Origin of the sequence: Pseudomonas sp. NFIX10, assembly GCF_900111955.1 — a bacterium.
In the GTDB taxonomy this organism is placed as follows: domain Bacteria; phylum Pseudomonadota; class Gammaproteobacteria; order Pseudomonadales; family Pseudomonadaceae; genus Aquipseudomonas; species Aquipseudomonas fluorescens_AA.
On sequence record NZ_FOKH01000030.1, the window covers coordinates 49,573 to 63,740 of the forward strand.

At 61.1% G+C, this 14,168-nt stretch carries 15 protein-coding genes; 4 read left to right on the forward strand and 11 right to left on the reverse strand.

Going from position 1 to position 14,168, the window contains the following annotated elements:
* Positions 1-189 precede the first annotated feature (189 nt).
* From fkpB to murJ, 5 genes are all read right to left on the reverse strand, one after another.
* A complete protein-coding gene (gene fkpB, locus BM321_RS23225) occupies positions 190-627 on the reverse strand; it encodes an FKBP-type peptidyl-prolyl cis-trans isomerase (RefSeq protein ID WP_092445005.1) in 438 nt (145 codons plus the stop codon).
* A complete protein-coding gene (gene lspA, locus BM321_RS23230) occupies positions 620-1,132 on the reverse strand; it encodes a signal peptidase II (protein ID WP_092257339.1) in 513 nt (170 codons plus the stop codon). The genes fkpB and lspA overlap by 8 nt, the downstream gene beginning before the upstream one ends.
* Positions 1,125-3,956 (reverse strand): isoleucine--tRNA ligase, encoded by a 2,832-nt coding sequence (gene ileS / locus BM321_RS23235; protein WP_092445007.1) that lies wholly within the window; start codon positions 3,954-3,956, stop codon positions 1,125-1,127. Before ileS ends, lspA begins: the two co-directional genes overlap by 8 nt.
* Positions 3,957-3,969: 13 nt before the next feature.
* Entirely contained in the window at positions 3,970-4,908 is a 939-nt protein-coding gene (gene ribF / locus BM321_RS23240; protein WP_053125376.1) for a bifunctional riboflavin kinase/FAD synthetase, read from the reverse strand.
* A 129-nt stretch (positions 4,909-5,037) separates the two neighbouring features.
* Positions 5,038-6,576, reverse strand: a complete 1,539-nt coding sequence (gene murJ / locus BM321_RS23245) for a murein biosynthesis integral membrane protein MurJ (protein ID WP_092445009.1) — start codon at positions 6,574-6,576, stop codon at positions 5,038-5,040.
* Positions 6,577-6,830: 254 nt separating this feature from the next.
* On the opposite strand from murJ, the gene rpsT reads away from it, so the two are divergent.
* A complete protein-coding gene (gene rpsT / locus BM321_RS23250) occupies positions 6,831-7,109 on the forward strand; it encodes a 30S ribosomal protein S20 (protein ID WP_003185593.1) in 279 nt (92 codons plus the stop codon).
* Positions 7,110-7,281: 172 nt separating this feature from the next.
* On the opposite strand, the gene BM321_RS23255 is transcribed toward rpsT, so the two are convergent.
* From BM321_RS23255 to rplU, 5 genes are all read right to left on the reverse strand, one after another.
* Positions 7,282-7,746, reverse strand: a complete 465-nt coding sequence (locus BM321_RS23255) for a CreA family protein (protein ID WP_092333959.1) — start codon at positions 7,744-7,746, stop codon at positions 7,282-7,284.
* A gap of 9 nt (positions 7,747-7,755) precedes the next feature.
* Positions 7,756-8,874, reverse strand: a complete 1,119-nt coding sequence (gene proB / locus BM321_RS23260) for a glutamate 5-kinase (protein ID WP_092333957.1) — start codon at positions 8,872-8,874, stop codon at positions 7,756-7,758.
* A 271-nt stretch (positions 8,875-9,145) separates the two neighbouring features.
* Positions 9,146-10,369, reverse strand: coding sequence for an Obg family GTPase CgtA (cgtA, locus tag BM321_RS23265; RefSeq protein WP_060740551.1), 1,224 nt, complete (start codon positions 10,367-10,369; stop codon positions 9,146-9,148).
* A 190-nt stretch (positions 10,370-10,559) separates the two neighbouring features.
* Entirely contained in the window at positions 10,560-10,817 is a 258-nt protein-coding gene (gene rpmA / locus BM321_RS23270) for a 50S ribosomal protein L27 (protein WP_003205738.1), read from the reverse strand.
* Between the two features lie 35 nt (positions 10,818-10,852).
* Positions 10,853-11,167 (reverse strand): 50S ribosomal protein L21, encoded by a 315-nt coding sequence (rplU, locus tag BM321_RS23275; protein WP_003176051.1) that lies wholly within the window; start codon positions 11,165-11,167, stop codon positions 10,853-10,855.
* A 239-nt stretch (positions 11,168-11,406) separates the two neighbouring features.
* Between rplU and BM321_RS23280 the strand changes: the two genes are divergently transcribed.
* From BM321_RS23280 to BM321_RS23290, 3 genes are all read left to right on the forward strand, one after another.
* Entirely contained in the window at positions 11,407-12,375 is a 969-nt protein-coding gene (locus tag BM321_RS23280) for a polyprenyl synthetase family protein (RefSeq protein WP_072411888.1), read from the forward strand.
* Between the two features lie 107 nt (positions 12,376-12,482).
* The gene (locus BM321_RS23285) at positions 12,483-12,824 is read left to right on the forward strand and encodes a zinc ribbon domain-containing protein YjdM (RefSeq protein WP_053123983.1); all 342 of its coding nucleotides are present in this window, start codon (positions 12,483-12,485) and stop codon (positions 12,822-12,824) included.
* 205 nt (positions 12,825-13,029) lie between these two features.
* Entirely contained in the window at positions 13,030-13,287 is a 258-nt protein-coding gene (locus BM321_RS23290) for a PA4570 family protein (protein ID WP_003205743.1), read from the forward strand.
* Positions 13,288-13,413: 126 nt separating this feature from the next.
* Here BM321_RS23290 and BM321_RS23295 read toward each other — a convergent pair whose 3' ends face one another.
* Positions 13,414-14,031 (reverse strand): BamJ family beta-barrel-assembly machinery protein, encoded by a 618-nt coding sequence (locus tag BM321_RS23295; protein ID WP_003205746.1) that lies wholly within the window; start codon positions 14,029-14,031, stop codon positions 13,414-13,416.
* Between the last annotated feature and the right edge of the window lie 137 nt (positions 14,032-14,168).

The following is a 14,168-nucleotide window of genomic DNA, read 5'->3' on the forward strand; positions in this document are numbered from 1 at the left end:
GCGCGCAAGAAATTGAATGCTTGCCTGTTGATCGAGCGAAAGGCCCGAAAACAAGGAAATCCCATGTGGGAGCGAGCTTGCTCGCGATGGCGGCGAGTCAGTCACCCCTGTATTGGAAGTGGCTCCGTCATCGCGAGCAAGCTCGCTCCCACAGTGAATCGGTTGGCAGCAGGAACTGCCTGTTAAATCTCAAACCGCCTTGACCTCAAGGATTTCCACTTCGAAGCTCAAGGTCTTGCCCGCCAGCGGATGGTTGAAGTCCACGGTCACCTGGGCGTCATCGAACGCCTTCACTACACCCGGCAGCTCGGTATTGGCCGCGTCGTTGAAGATCACCAGCAGGCCCTCGGACAGCTCCATGTCCTGGAACTGGGAGCGTGGCATGGTCTGCACGTTTTGCGGGTTGGGCTGACCAAAGGCGTTTTCCGGTGACACGACCACGGTGCGCTTGTCGCCGGCCTTGAAACCGAGGATCGCCGCTTCGAAGCCTGGCAGCAGGTTGCCATCACCGACCTTGAACACCGCCGGGGCCTTGTCGAAAGTGCTGTCGACGGTGTCGCCGTTCTCCAGGTGCAGGGCGAAGTGAAGCTTCACTTCGGTGTTTTGAGCGATACGCTGCTCAGTCATGGACGGCTTCTCCGGTCTTCTTGCTCTTGAACATGTCCAGGGCGAGCATCACGGCGCCCACGCTGATGGCACTGTCGGCAAAGTTGAACGCCGGGAAGTACCAGCGGTTCTGCCAATGCACCAGGATGAAATCGATGACGTGGCCCAAGGCGATGCGGTCATAGAGATTGCCCAACGCCCCCCCCAACACCAAGGCCAGCGCCACGGCCAGCCAGGTCTCATTGCGCCCCAGGCGCTTGAGCCAGACCACCAGCACGGCACTGACCACGACGGCAATCAGGGCGAATAGCCAGCGCTGCCAGCCGGAACTGTCGGCCAGGAAACTGAACGCCGCCCCGGTGTTGTAGGCCAGGGTCCAGCTGAAGTAATCAGGGATGATCACGATCTGCTGGTACAGGGTCAACGAGCTTTCAAAGTAGAACTTGCTGGCCTGGTCGATGACCAGTACCAGCACGCTCAACCAGAGCCAGCCCAGCCGTCCGAAACGGCCCGCTGCGTTAGGCATAGTGGCGAACCTCGCCAGCACCGCTGATGTTGTCGACACAACGCCCGCAGATTTCCGGATGCTCCGGGTTCACGCCGACGTCTTCGCGGCAGTGCCAGCAACGGGCGCACTTGGTGTGGTTCGACTTGACGATCTTCAGCTTCAGGCCGCTGACTTCGGTGGTCACCGCATCGGCTGGCGCCTGCACCAACGGCGCGACACTGGCAGTGGAGGTGATCAGCACGAAGCGCAGCTCGTTGCCCAGCTTGGCCAGGTCGCCGCTAAGGGCTTCTTCAGCGTAGAGGGTCACTTCGGCCTGCAGGTTGCCACCAACGGCCTTGGCCGCGCGCTGGATCTCCATTTCCTTGTTGACCGCGGTCTTGACCGCCATGATCCGGTCCCAATAGGCACGGTCCAGTTCGAAGCCCTGGGGCAATTCGGTCAGGCCTTCGTACCAGGTGTTGAGCATCACCGACTCGTTGCGCTCGCCCGGCAGGTATTGCCACAGCTCGTCGGCGGTGAACGCCAGGATCGGCGCGATCCAGCGCACCAGCGCTTCGCTGATGTGGAACAGCGCGGTCTGGCACGAACGACGGGCCTTGCTGTTGGCGCCGGTGGTGTACTGGCGGTCCTTGATGATGTCGAGGTAGAAACCACCGAGCTCCTGCACGCAGAAGTTGTGGATCTTGGAGTAGACATTCCAGAAACGGTATTCGCCGTAGTGCTCCTGCAATTCGCGTTGCAGCAACAGGGTACGGTCCACGGCCCAACGGTCCAGCGCGAGCATTTCCTCGGCCGGCAGCAGGTCGGTGGCCGGGTTGAAGCCGGTCAGGTTCGAGAGCAGGAAGCGCGCGGTGTTACGGATCCGCCGGTAGGCGTCCGCACTGCGCTGCAGGATCTGCTCGGAAACGGCCATCTCGCCGGAGTAGTCGGTGGAGGCCACCCACAGGCGCATGATGTCGGCGCCCAGGGTATCGTTGACCTTCTGCGGCGCGATCACGTTGCCCAGGGACTTGGACATCTTGCGGCCGGACTCGTCGACGGTGAAGCCGTGGGTCAGCAGCTCGCGGTACGGCGCGTGGTTGTCGATGGCGCAACCGGTCAGCAACGACGAGTGGAACCAGCCACGGTGCTGGTCCGAACCTTCCAGATACAGGTCGGCGCGCGGGCCGCTCTCGTGGCCCATCGGGTGCGAACCGCGCAGCACATGCCAGTGGGTGGTGCCGGAGTCGAACCAGACGTCCAGGGTGTCGCTGATCTTGTCGTACAGCGGCGCTTCGTCACCCAGCAGCTCAGCGGCGTCGAGCTTGAACCAGGCTTCGATGCCTTCGGCTTCGACGCGCTTGGCCACGGCTTCCATCAGTTCGACGGTGCGCGGGTGCAACTCGCCGCTTTCCTTGTTCAGGAAGAACGGGATCGGCACGCCCCAGTTGCGCTGGCGGGAGATGCACCAGTCCGGACGGTTGGCGATCATCGAGTGCAGACGCGCCTGGCCCCAGGCCGGTACGAACTGGGTCTCTTCGATGGCCTTGAGCGAACGCTGGCGCAGGGTGTCGCCGCTGGTGGGCTGCTTGTCCATGCCGATGAACCACTGCGCGGTGGCGCGGTAGATCAGCGGGGTCTTGTGGCGCCAGCAGTGCATGTAGCTGTGTTCGATGACGGTGGTGTGCAGCAGCGCGCCGACTTCGCTCAGCTTGTCGACGATGACCGGGTTGGCTTTCCAGATGAACTGGCCGCCGAAGAACTCCAGCGACGGCGCGTACACGCCATTGCTCTGCACCGGGTTGAGGATGTCGTCGTTGACCATGCCGTACTTCTTGCAGGTCACGAAGTCGTCGACGCCATAGGCCGGCGCGGAGTGAACCACGCCAGTGCCTGCGCCCAGTTCCACGTAGTCGGCCAGGTACACCGGCGACAGGCGGTCATAGAACGGATGACGGAAATTGATCAGTTCCAGCGCCGAACCCGGGGCGGTGGCAACCACCGAACCTTCGAGGTTGTAGCGGGCCAGGCAGGCTTCGACCAGTTCTTCGGCCAGCACCAGCAGTTTGTCGCCAACGTCCACCAGGGCGTAGGTGAATTCCGGGTGGACGTTCAGCGCCTGGTTGGCCGGGATGGTCCACGGGGTGGTGGTCCAGATCACGATCGACGCTGGCTTGGCCAGCTTGCCCAGGCCGAACGCGGCGGCGAGCTTGTCTTCATCGGCGATCGGGAACGCGACGTCGATGGTCGAGGACTTCTTGTTCTCGTACTCGACTTCCGCCTCGGCCAGGGCCGAACCGCAATCGAAGCACCAGTTCACTGGCTTGAGGCCCTTGAACACGAAACCACCCTCGACGATTTTCGCCAGGGCACGGATTTCGCCGGCTTCGTTCTTGAAGTCCATGGTCTTGTACGGGTTGGCAAAGTCGCCCAGCACGCCGAGGCGAATGAATTCGGACTTCTGCCCTTCGATCTGCTCGGTGGCGTAGGCACGGCACAGCTCGCGGGTCTTGTCCGCGCCCAGGTTCTTGCCATGGGTCACTTCGACCTTGTGCTCGATCGGCAGGCCATGGCAGTCCCAGCCCGGGACATACGGCGCATCAAAACCCGACAGGGTCTTGGAGCGGATGATCATGTCCTTGAGAATCTTGTTCAGCGCGTGACCGATGTGGATGGTGCCGTTGGCGTACGGAGGGCCGTCGTGCAGGACGAACTTCGGACGATCCTTGCCAATTTCGCGCAACTTTCCGTACAGGCCAATGCTGTCCCAACGCTGCAGAATCTGTGGTTCGCGCTGAGGCAGGCCGGCCTTCATTGGGAAGGCGGTGTCCGGAAGGTTTAGCGTGGCTTTATAGTCGGTCATTTAAGGCTCTTCATTAGCGATTGGCGCTGGTTGCGACAAGGGCACGGGCGGCGGCGATATCTGCATGGATCGCCGTCTTGAGCGCCTCCAGAGAGGCAAAACGCTGCTCTTCACGCAGCTTATGGTGGAAAACCACCGTCAAACGCCGGTCATACAGATCGCCGGCAAAATCCAGAACATGTACTTCAAGATGGGCCTTGCCATCGCCCTGGACCGTGGGGCGCACGCCGATGTTGGCGACGCCGGGCCAGGTCTTGCCGTCGATCTCGACACTCACCAGGAACACCCCGGTCAGCGGCACACGACGACGCTTGAGTTGCACGTTGGCCGTCGGCGTGCCCAATTGGCGCGCCAACTTCTGTCCGTGCAGGATCCGCCCGGCAATCCGGTACGGCCGGCCGAGCAAGCGCTCGGCCAATTCGAAATCGGCCGCCGCCAGGGCATTGCGGACCTGGGTACTGCTGACGCGCAGGCCATCCATCTCGACGGTCTGCGCCGCTTCGACGGTGAACCCCTGGGCGATACCGGCCTGTTGCAGGTAATCGAAATCCCCGGACCGATCACAGCCGAAACGGAAATCATCGCCGACTTCCAGATGCTTCACATCGAGACCGTCCACCAGGATGGTATCGACGAATTCGGCGGCACTGAGCTTGCTCAGGCGCTGGTTGAAGGCCAGGCACAGGACCCGGTCGACACCTTCGGCGGCCAGCAGTTGCAGTTTGTCCCGCAACCGGGCCAGACGGGCCGGGGCGGTGTCCGGGGCGAAAAACTCCCGTGGCTGCGGCTCGAAAATCACCACGCAGCTGGGCACGCCCAACTCCAGCGCACGCTCGCGCAGTCGCGCCAGGATAGCCTGGTGGCCACGGTGAACACCGTCAAAGTTGCCAATAGTGGCGACACAGCCCCGATGCTGGGGGCGCAGGTTGTGGAGGCCTCGAACCAGCTGCATAACGCGCTTCTTGCTCATAAAGTGGCCGATTATAACCACACCCGGCGGCCGACGACAGGCAACACCGCACCCCAAAGTGATCGAACCGACAAAACCGCTGCCCGGCCCGGGATTATCGAGGGCTCGCCCTCAGCTCAAGGCCTTGCGATTGAAGTCACGCAGGCGGAAGCCCATCAGCAGCAACATGCCGAAATACGCCACCACACCGGCAACCACCAGCACACCCAGGCGCAGGAAACGCGCGAGCATCTGCCCTTCGCCCCAGGCCGGCATGAAATGCATCGCCCCCAGCAGGACCGCCGACATCACGGCCACGGCCACCAGCAGCTTGAGGCCGAACCTGCCCCAGCCCGGCTGCGGCTGATACATCTTTTGCTTGCGCAGTTGATAAAACAGCAGCCCAGCGTTGAGGCAAGCGCCGGCACTGATCGCCAGGGCCAGGCCGGCATGGGCCAACGGACCGATCAGCAACAGGTTGAACAACTGGGTCATCACCAGGGTGAAAATGGCGATCTTCACTGGCGTGCGAATGTTCTGCTGGGCGTAGAACCCTGGCGCCAGCACCTTGATCACGATGATCCCGAGCAAACCCACCGAGTAAGCGATCAGCGCACGCTGGGTCATCGAGGCGTCGAACGCATTGAACTGGCCGTACTGGAACAACGAGACGGTCAACGGCTCGGCCAGGATCCCCAGCGCCAGGGAACATGGCAGCACCAGCACAAAACACAGGCGCAGGCCCCAATCGAGAATTCGCGAGTATTCGTGGCGGTCCTGGCTGGCGTAGGTCTTGGCCAGGGTGGGCAGCAGGATCGTGCCCAGGGCCACGCCCAGCACGCCGGACGGCAACTCCATCAAGCGGTCGGCGTAGTACATCCACGACACCGAGCCGGCCACCAGGAACGAGGCAAAGATAGTGTTGATGATCAGGGAAATCTGGCTCACCGACACCCCGAGGATCGCCGGGAGCATCTGCTTCATCACCCGCCACACGCCGCTGTCGCGCAGGTTCAGCCGCGGCAGCACCAGCATGCCGATCTTTTTCAGGTGCGGCAGTTGATAGAGCAGTTGCAACAGGCCACCCACCAGCACCGCCCAGCCCAGGGCCATCACCGGTGGGTCGAAGTACGGTGTCAGGAACACGGCGAAGACGATCATGCTGACGTTGAGCAAGGTCGGCACAAAGGCCGGCACGGAAAAGCGGTTCCAGGTGTTGAGGATCGCCCCGGCCAGGGACGACAGGGAAATCAGCAATATATAAGGAAAGGTCACCCGCAGCAGGTCCGCGGTGAGCTGGAATTTTTCCGGGGTGTCGGTGAAGCCCGGCGCCGTGGCCCAGATCACCCAGGGTGCGGCGAGCATGCCGGCGGCTGTGACCAGTGCCAGCACCAAGGTCAGCAGACCGGTGACGTAGGCAATGAATGTGCGGGTTGCCTCATCACCTTTCTGGCTTTTATATTCCGCCAGGATCGGCACGAAGGCCTGGGAAAAGGCGCCTTCGGCGAAGATCCGCCGCAGCAGGTTGGGCAGCTTGAAGGCGATGAAGAAGGCGTCCGTCGCCATCCCGGCGCCGAATATCCGTGCGATCAGCGTATCGCGAACGAACCCCAGGATGCGGGAAAGCATCGTGATAGAGCTGACGGCGGCCAACGATTTGAGCAGATTCATGAAAAGAGTTTTTGCCTGTCGATAAACAGCAGGCGAACAACGCGCCCACTTGTGCGATACTCCGCGCCGCTAAACAGTGCAGAGCCAAAGCCCGCGAGTTTACAGGTCGCACGCCGGAAAGAAATCCTTCGGTGCGCAGCACCTGCCATTCAGCGGAACGCGTCACCCGCCCTTGACAAGACTTCAACTCATCGGCATGATTCGCGGCCTATTTTGTTTGCTATTTCCCAAAAAGTCTTTCGAGGAGCTCGACGGTGGCCAACACACCTTCCGCCAAAAAACGTGCAAAACAGGCTGAGAAGCGTCGCAGCCACAACGCCAGCCTGCGTTCCATGGTCCGTACCTACATCAAGAACGTAGTCAAGGCCATCGACGCAAAAGACGCTGAAAAAGCTCAAGCTGCTTACGTTCTGGCTGTGCCAGTTATCGACCGTATGGCCGATAAAGGCATCATCCACAAGAACAAGGCCGCTCGCCATAAGAGCCGCCTGAATGGCCACGTAAAGGCCCTGAACGTTGCCGCTGCTGCCTAAGCGACGCGCTCGTTAAAAAACCGACCTCAGGGTCGGTTTTTTATTGCCCGACATTCTTCATTCAGAACATTGTGGGAGCGAGCTTGCTCGCGATGGCGGAGCATCAGACAAATCGTTGTTACTGACGTACCGCCATCGCGAGCAAGCTCGCTCCCACAGGGCTATATGTTGCTTATTGAGCGCGAGCCCACGGCAAGATCGGAATCGCCGTCACCGCATTCTGCGGGCTGCCCTCGATCACGCGGTCGCTGTAGACCAGGTACACCAGCGTATTGCGCTTCTTGTCGAGAAAGCGCACCACTTGCATGGTCTTGAACACCAGCGAAGTGCGCTCGCGGAACACCTCCTCGCCATCCTTGAGCTCACCCTTGAAGCTGATGGGCCCGACCTGGCGACAGGCGATGGACGCCTCGGCGCGATCCTCGGCCAGGCCCAGGCCGCCTTTGACACCGCCGGTCTTGGCCCGCGACAGGTAACAGGTCACGCCCTCCACCTTGGGATCATCGAATGCCTCGACCACGATCCGGTCGTTCGGCCCGACAAACTTGAACACCGTCGACACCTGGCCAATTTCCTCGGCCGACGCCAGCAGCGGCACCGCCAGCAGCAAGCCGATCAATCCTTTTGCCAAACCCATGATTTTTCCTTAGACGAGGATCAGGTTGTCACGGTGGACCAGTTCAGGCTCCGCCATGTAACCCAACAGACCGACAATCGCATCAGACGATTGACCGATGATTTTCTGCGCTTCCAGGGCGCTGTAGTTGGCCAGGCCACGGGCGATCTCGCGACCATCCGGCGCCACGCACACGACCATTTCGCCGCGACGGAAACTGCCTTGGACCAGCTTCACCCCCACCGGCAGCAGGCTTTTGTTGCCTTGGGACAACGCCGCCACGGCGCCCGCATCCAGCACCAGCGTGCCACGGGTTTGTAGGTGCCCGGCCAGCCATTGCTTGCGCGCCGCCAGCATGCCGCGCTCAGGGGACAGCAAAGTGCCGATGCGCTCGCCCGCCTTCAGACGATCCAGCACCCGCTCCAGCCGACCGCCGACGATGATGGTGTGAGCCCCGGAGCGCGCCGCCAGACGTGCCGCACGCAGCTTGGTCTGCATGCCCCCACGCCCCAGCGCACCGCCCGTGCCACCCGCCACCGCATCCAGCGCAGGGTCGTCGGCACGGGCTTCGTAGATCAGCTTGGCATCGGGGTTATTGCGCGGATCGGCGTCGAACATGCCGTCGCGATCCGTGAGGATCACCAACAGGTCCGCCTCCACCAGGTTCGCCACCAACGCGGCCAGGGTGTCGTTATCGCCGAAACGGATCTCGTCGGTGACCACCGTGTCGTTCTCGTTGATCACCGGGATGACCTTCAGCTCCACCAGCGCCCGCAAGGTACTGCGGGCATTGAGGTAGCGCTTGCGGTCGGACAGGTCGTCGTGGGTCAGCAGGATCTGCGCCGTATGGCGACCGTGCTCGGCAAAGCTCGACTCCCAAGCCTGCACCAGGCCCATCTGGCCGATAGCGGCGGCGGCCTGCAGCTCATGCATCGCGCTGGGTCGCGACGTCCAGCCCAAACGGCTCATACCGGCCGCCACAGCCCCCGAAGAGACCAACACCAACTCGACGCCAGCCTCATGCAAGGCCACCATCTGCTCGACCCACACCGCCATTGCCTGGCGATCCAGCCCCTTGCCATCCGCCGTCAGCAGTGCGCTACCGATCTTCACGACCCAGCGCCGCGCACCCGTCACCTTGCTCCGCATCATCTTCAACCTTTGCCAGCGAACGGCGCGACCCAGCGCCGCCCATGGGATTATTCGTATTTGCGTTTTACAGATACCAAAACGCCGCTCGAATGAGCGGCGCCTTGGGAACCGGCTTGCCGGCGATGATAACACTGCGCTGAAACACTTGAACCTGCGGGAGCGAGCTTGCTCACGATAGCGGCGTGTCAGCTAATGACCATGTCAACTGACAGACCGCTTTCGCGAGCAAGCTCGCTCCCACAGGTCCTGGCTTCACGCCAGCACAAGATCAGTCACGAACGTAGATGATTTCCGGACCGTCTTCGTCATCCACATCTTCTTCGTCCCAATCGTCGTCACCGATGTCATGGACCGACTTGACACCACTGCGACGCAGGGCGCGCTGGTCATCCAGCGCCTGCAACTGGGCACGGGCCTCGTCTTCGATGCGCTGGTCGAGCTCGGCCAGCTCTTCCTTGTAGGCCGGATCGTTGGCCAGGCGGTCGGCGCGATCTTCCAGGTAACGCATGATGTCGTGGCACAGGCGCTCGGTGCCTTCTTTGGCGATGGCCGAGATCACATAGACCGGACCTTCCCACTCCAGGCGGTCGACGATTTCCTTGACCCGCTCCTCATGTTCTTCTTCGAGGATCTGGTCGCACTTGTTCAGCACCAGCCAACGATCACGCTCGGCCAGGGCCGGGCTGAACTTGGTCAGCTCGTTGACGATGACTTCGGCGGCATCGGCGGCGTCGGTTTCATCCAGCGGCGCCATGTCGACGAGGTGCAGCAACAGGCGGGTACGGGACAAGTGCTTGAGGAAACGAATCCCCAGGCCCGCGCCCTCGGAAGCCCCTTCGATCAGCCCCGGAATGTCGGCGATCACGAAACTCTTCCAGCGGTCGACGCTGACCACGCCCAGGTTCGGCACCAGGGTGGTGAACGGGTAATCGGCCACTTTTGGCTTGGCCGCCGACACCGAGCGAATGAAGGTACTTTTACCGGCGTTCGGCAGGCCCAGCAGGCCCACGTCGGCCAACACTTTCATTTCCAGCTTCAGGTCACGCTGCTCGCCGGGCTTGCCTGGCGTGGTCTGGCGCGGCGCACGGTTGGTGCTGGATTTGAAACGGGTATTGCCCAGGCCGTGCCAGCCGCCATGGGCGACCAGCAGACGCTGGCCGGCCTTGGTCAGGTCGCCAATCACTTCCTGGGTGGCCGAATCGATCACCGTGGTGCCGACTGGCACGCGCAGGATCAGGTCTTCGCCCTTCTTGCCGGTGCAGTCGGTGCTGCCGCCGTTGGAGCCACGCTCGGCATCGAAGTGCCGGGTGTAACGGTAGTCCACCAGGGTGTTGAGGTTTTCGTCAGCGAGCATGTAGATCGAGCCGCCATCCCCCCCGTCACCGCCGTTCGGACCACCGTTTTCAATGAATTTTTCCCGACGGAAACTCATGCAACCATTGCCGCCGTCGCCGGCCTTCACTCGAATCGATACTTCATCAACAAACTTCATGACACACGCCTCTCGCCATACGGACGAGCCAAAAAAACAAGACATAAGACTCTTGCAAAAATGAGCGCAGCGACCTGATGACACGCCCCAACCGCAGCGCCGACAGCCCATACAAACAGTTTTGCAAGAGACTCACCCCACAAACGAAAAAGCCCCGTCGCAAGACAGGGCTTTTCCAGCGGTCTCGCAATTAAGCTGCGATAACGCTTACGTAACGACGACCGAAGGCGCCTTTTACTTCGAACTTGATCACGCCTTCGACTTTAGCGAAGAGGGTGTGATCCTTACCCATGCCCACGCCGTAGCCAGCGTGGAATTGGGTGCCGCGCTGACGCACGATGATGTTGCCTGCTTTGATAGCCTGGCCGCCATACATCTTCACGCCAAGGCGTTTGGCTTCTGAGTCGCGACCGTTACGGGTACTACCACCAGCTTTTTTGTGTGCCATGAGTTCAATTCTCCTAGTGAGGAATTAGGCTGAAATTAAGCCTGAATACCGGTGATTTTGATCTCGGTGTACCACTGGCGGTGGCCCATGCGCTTCATGTGGTGCTTACGACGACGGAACTTGATGATACGGACTTTATCGTGACGACCTTGGGAGATCACTTCAGCCACAACGGTAGCGCCAGCAACGACTGGAGCGCCGATATTCACGTCATCGCCATTGGCGACCAACAGAACGCGATCAAAAGTCACGGATTCGCCGGTAGCGATTTCCAGTTTTTCGATCTTCAGGTATTCACCTGGGGCGACCTTGTATTGCTTGCCACCAGTAACAATTACTGCGTACGACATGGTATTTCTCCGATAATCCTGCTCACCCAGCGCTTTATAAGAAGAGGTATTGGCTGGCATGGCTGCATGGGCTGGAAGGCCCGGATGCAATTGCGTAAGGCAGGTGCTGCCCAGGAAGTTCAGGGTGCGCGATTGTACGCAAGCTGTTCGAGCCTTGCAAGTAGCCGTCCATCGTGCCTTGACAGGCCTGGGTGGGGGTCCTAGCATGCCGCGCAACCCTTCTGGAGCACCTGTCGCTGATGCAACCCCAAGCTTTCTACCGCGCGGTGGCGGACGATTTTAGCGCCGTCGACGGCATCATCAAGAAGCAGCTGACTTCCCGCGTGCCTCTGGTATCGAAAATCGGCGACTACATCACTTCGGCGGGCGGTAAACGCCTACGTCCTTTATTGGTGCTGCTGTGCGGCAAGGCCCTGGGTCGTGAAGGCGACGACATGCGCCTGCTGGCCGCCACCATCGAATTCCTGCACACCGCGACCCTGCTGCACGACGACGTGGTCGACATGTCCGGCATGCGCCGTGGCCGTTCGACCGCCAACGCCATGTGGGGCAACGCCCCGAGCGTGCTGGTGGGCGACTTCCTGTATTCGCGCTCGTTCGAAATGATGGTCGAGCTGGGCTCGATGCCGGTGATGAAGATCCTGTCCCAGGCCACACGCATCATCGCCGAAGGCGAAGTGCTGCAGTTGTCCAAGGTACGCGATGCCAGCACCACGGAAGAGACCTACATGGAAGTCATCCGCGGCAAGACCGCGATGCTCTTCGAGGCCTCGACCCACAGCGCCGCTGCCCTGGCCGGCGCCAGCGCCGAGCAGAGCGAAGCGCTGCGCACGTTCGGCGACCACCTGGGCGTGGCCTTCCAGTTGGTGGACGACCTGCTCGATTACAAGGGCGATGCCGAGACCCTGGGCAAGAACGTCGGTGACGACCTGGCCGAAGGCAAGCCGACCCTGCCGCTGATCTACACCATGCGCGAAGGCACGCCAGAGCAGGCGGCGCTGGTACGCCAGGCGATCCAGAAAGGCGGGATCGAAGACCTGGAAAGCATTCGTATCGCGGTCGAAGCTTCCGGCTCGCTGGAGTACACCGCGAAACTGGCCCGGGATTACGTGGCCCGCGCGATCAAATGCCTCGACGCCCTGCCGCCCAGCGAATACCGCGATGCGCTGGTGGAATTGAGCGAGTTTGCGGTGGCCCGTACTCACTGATTGCATAGAAACCTGTGGGAGCAGGGGATTTCACCGCCCTGCCCTTTGCGGCCTAAAACCCTATATAATGTGCGCCCTTTTGCCCTCCTGATACCCAAGGAACCTTAGTGAGCACGTTGCCTCCCTGCCCGAAATGCAATTCCGAATACACCTACGAAGATGGCACCCAGCTGGTCTGCCCGGAGTGTGCCCACGAATGGTCCGCCAGCGGCGAAGCTGAAGCGGCGTCCGACGACACCGTGAAGAAAGATTCGGTCGGCAATGTCTTGCAGGACGGCGACACCATCACCGTGATCAAGGACCTCAAGGTCAAGGGCACCTCGCTGGTGGTCAAGGTCGGCACCAAGGTCAAGAACATCCGCCTGTGCGATGGCGACCACGATATCGATTGCAAGATCGACGGCATCGGCCCGATGAAACTCAAATCCGAGTTCGTCAGAAAAGTCTGATTCGGCTGCATTCCATCCCATGCCCCGCGTGTGGGATGGAGCTTCATCCTCCCCGCTTGAGCCGCATTTCCCGGGCATTAGCCAGGTGCCAGCCGCCTTGAGCTAGCACAACCCACCGTCAGAAAAACAATCGCAACGCCAATAGAGACTTGCTATTTAGCGAATAAGAATTATTCTCATCGAATCCATCAAGGAGATGAGAACCATGACTTATTTGATCGATGCTTGGCTGGACCGCCCACACCCCTACCTCAGGATCCTACATCGGGAAACCGGGGAAGTCTGTGCGGTACTTGAAGAAGAAGCCTTGAACGAGCTGCAGGACCAAGGAGACCTGGACCTCAACAGCCTCAATTCCAGTGAACCGCTGGTGCTCAAGGAGCTGGTGCGTAATCTGTTCCTGTTCTGCTATGCCCGGGCGTTGCGCCCTACGGGTGATTTCAGCGGCAGATTCCACGGATGAAGCAGGCAAACCCTGTGGGAGCGAGCTTGCTCGCGATGGCGGCGTATCAGTTGACAAGATGTCGCCTGACCCTCCGCTTTCGCGAGCAAGCTCGCTCCCACAAGAGCTTGTTCAAGCATTAATGCCTTACAGCACGTCCAGCAACTCGACGTCGAACACCAATACGCTATGCGGCGGAATGCTGCCAACGCCTTGAGCGCCGTAAGCCAGTTCGCTCGGCACGTACAGGCGCCATTTGCTGCCGGCATTCATCAGTTGCAGTGCTTCGGTCCAGCCTGGGATCACGCCGCCTACCGGGAATTCGGCTGGTTGGCCACGATCGTAGGAGCTGTCGAACACAGTGCCGTCGATCAGGGTGCCGTGGTAGTGGGTACGCACCTGGTCTTCGCGGGTCGGCTTGGCGCCTTCACCCTGGGTCAGCACTTCGAACTGCAGGCCGGAAGCCAGGGTAGTGATGCCTTCACGCTTGGCGTTTTCCGCCAGGAATGCACGGCCTTCGCCAGCAGCGGCTTCAGCCTTGGCAGCGGCTTCGGCTTGCATGATTTCACGAATGACCTTGAAGCTGGCGGACATCTCGTCCTGGCCCACGCGGCTTGGCTTGCCGGCGAACGCGTCGGTCAGGCCGGCCAGGATCGCGTCCAGGCTGACACCCGGTGGCGGGTTGTCGCGCAGTTGGTCGCCCAACTGACGGCCAATGCCGTAGCTGACGCGGGTTTCGTCGGTGGACAGGTTAACTTCGGACATGATGCTGCTCCGCTGTGCGGACGGCTCGAGAGTGGCCGTGCGTGACACAGCGCCTCCCGGAGCGCCCGGAACCAAAAGGGCGAGCAGACTAGCACAGATGCCACGGCGGGTGACGAGCCTCCACGTCAAAGCAACCC

What these genes read in the sequence shown, in the direction of transcription:
- fkpB (WP_092445005.1), bottom strand. Translation starts at nt 627, where the DNA reads ATGACTGAGCAGCGTATCGCTCAAAACACCGAAGTGAAGCTTCACTTC.
- lspA (WP_092257339.1), bottom strand. Translation starts at nt 1,132, where the DNA reads ATGCCTAACGCAGCGGGCCGTTTCGGACGGCTGGGCTGGCTCTGGTTG.
- ileS (WP_092445007.1), bottom strand. Translation starts at nt 3,956, where the DNA reads ATGACCGACTATAAAGCCACGCTAAACCTTCCGGACACCGCCTTCCCA.
- ribF (WP_053125376.1), bottom strand. Translation starts at nt 4,908, where the DNA reads ATGCAGCTGGTTCGAGGCCTCCACAACCTGCGCCCCCAGCATCGGGGC.
- murJ (WP_092445009.1), bottom strand. Translation starts at nt 6,576, where the DNA reads ATGAATCTGCTCAAATCGTTGGCCGCCGTCAGCTCTATCACGATGCTT.
- BM321_RS23255 (WP_092333959.1), bottom strand. Translation starts at nt 7,746, where the DNA reads ATGGGTTTGGCAAAAGGATTGATCGGCTTGCTGCTGGCGGTGCCGCTG.
- proB (WP_092333957.1), bottom strand. Translation starts at nt 8,874, where the DNA reads ATGCGGAGCAAGGTGACGGGTGCGCGGCGCTGGGTCGTGAAGATCGGT.
- cgtA (WP_060740551.1), bottom strand. Translation starts at nt 10,369, where the DNA reads ATGAAGTTTGTTGATGAAGTATCGATTCGAGTGAAGGCCGGCGACGGC.
- rpmA (WP_003205738.1), bottom strand. Translation starts at nt 10,817, where the DNA reads ATGGCACACAAAAAAGCTGGTGGTAGTACCCGTAACGGTCGCGACTCA.
- rplU (WP_003176051.1), bottom strand. Translation starts at nt 11,167, where the DNA reads ATGTCGTACGCAGTAATTGTTACTGGTGGCAAGCAATACAAGGTCGCC.
- BM321_RS23280 (WP_072411888.1), top strand. Translation starts at nt 11,407, where the DNA reads ATGCAACCCCAAGCTTTCTACCGCGCGGTGGCGGACGATTTTAGCGCC.
- BM321_RS23290 (WP_003205743.1), top strand. Translation starts at nt 13,030, where the DNA reads ATGACTTATTTGATCGATGCTTGGCTGGACCGCCCACACCCCTACCTC.
- BM321_RS23295 (WP_003205746.1), bottom strand. Translation starts at nt 14,031, where the DNA reads ATGTCCGAAGTTAACCTGTCCACCGACGAAACCCGCGTCAGCTACGGC.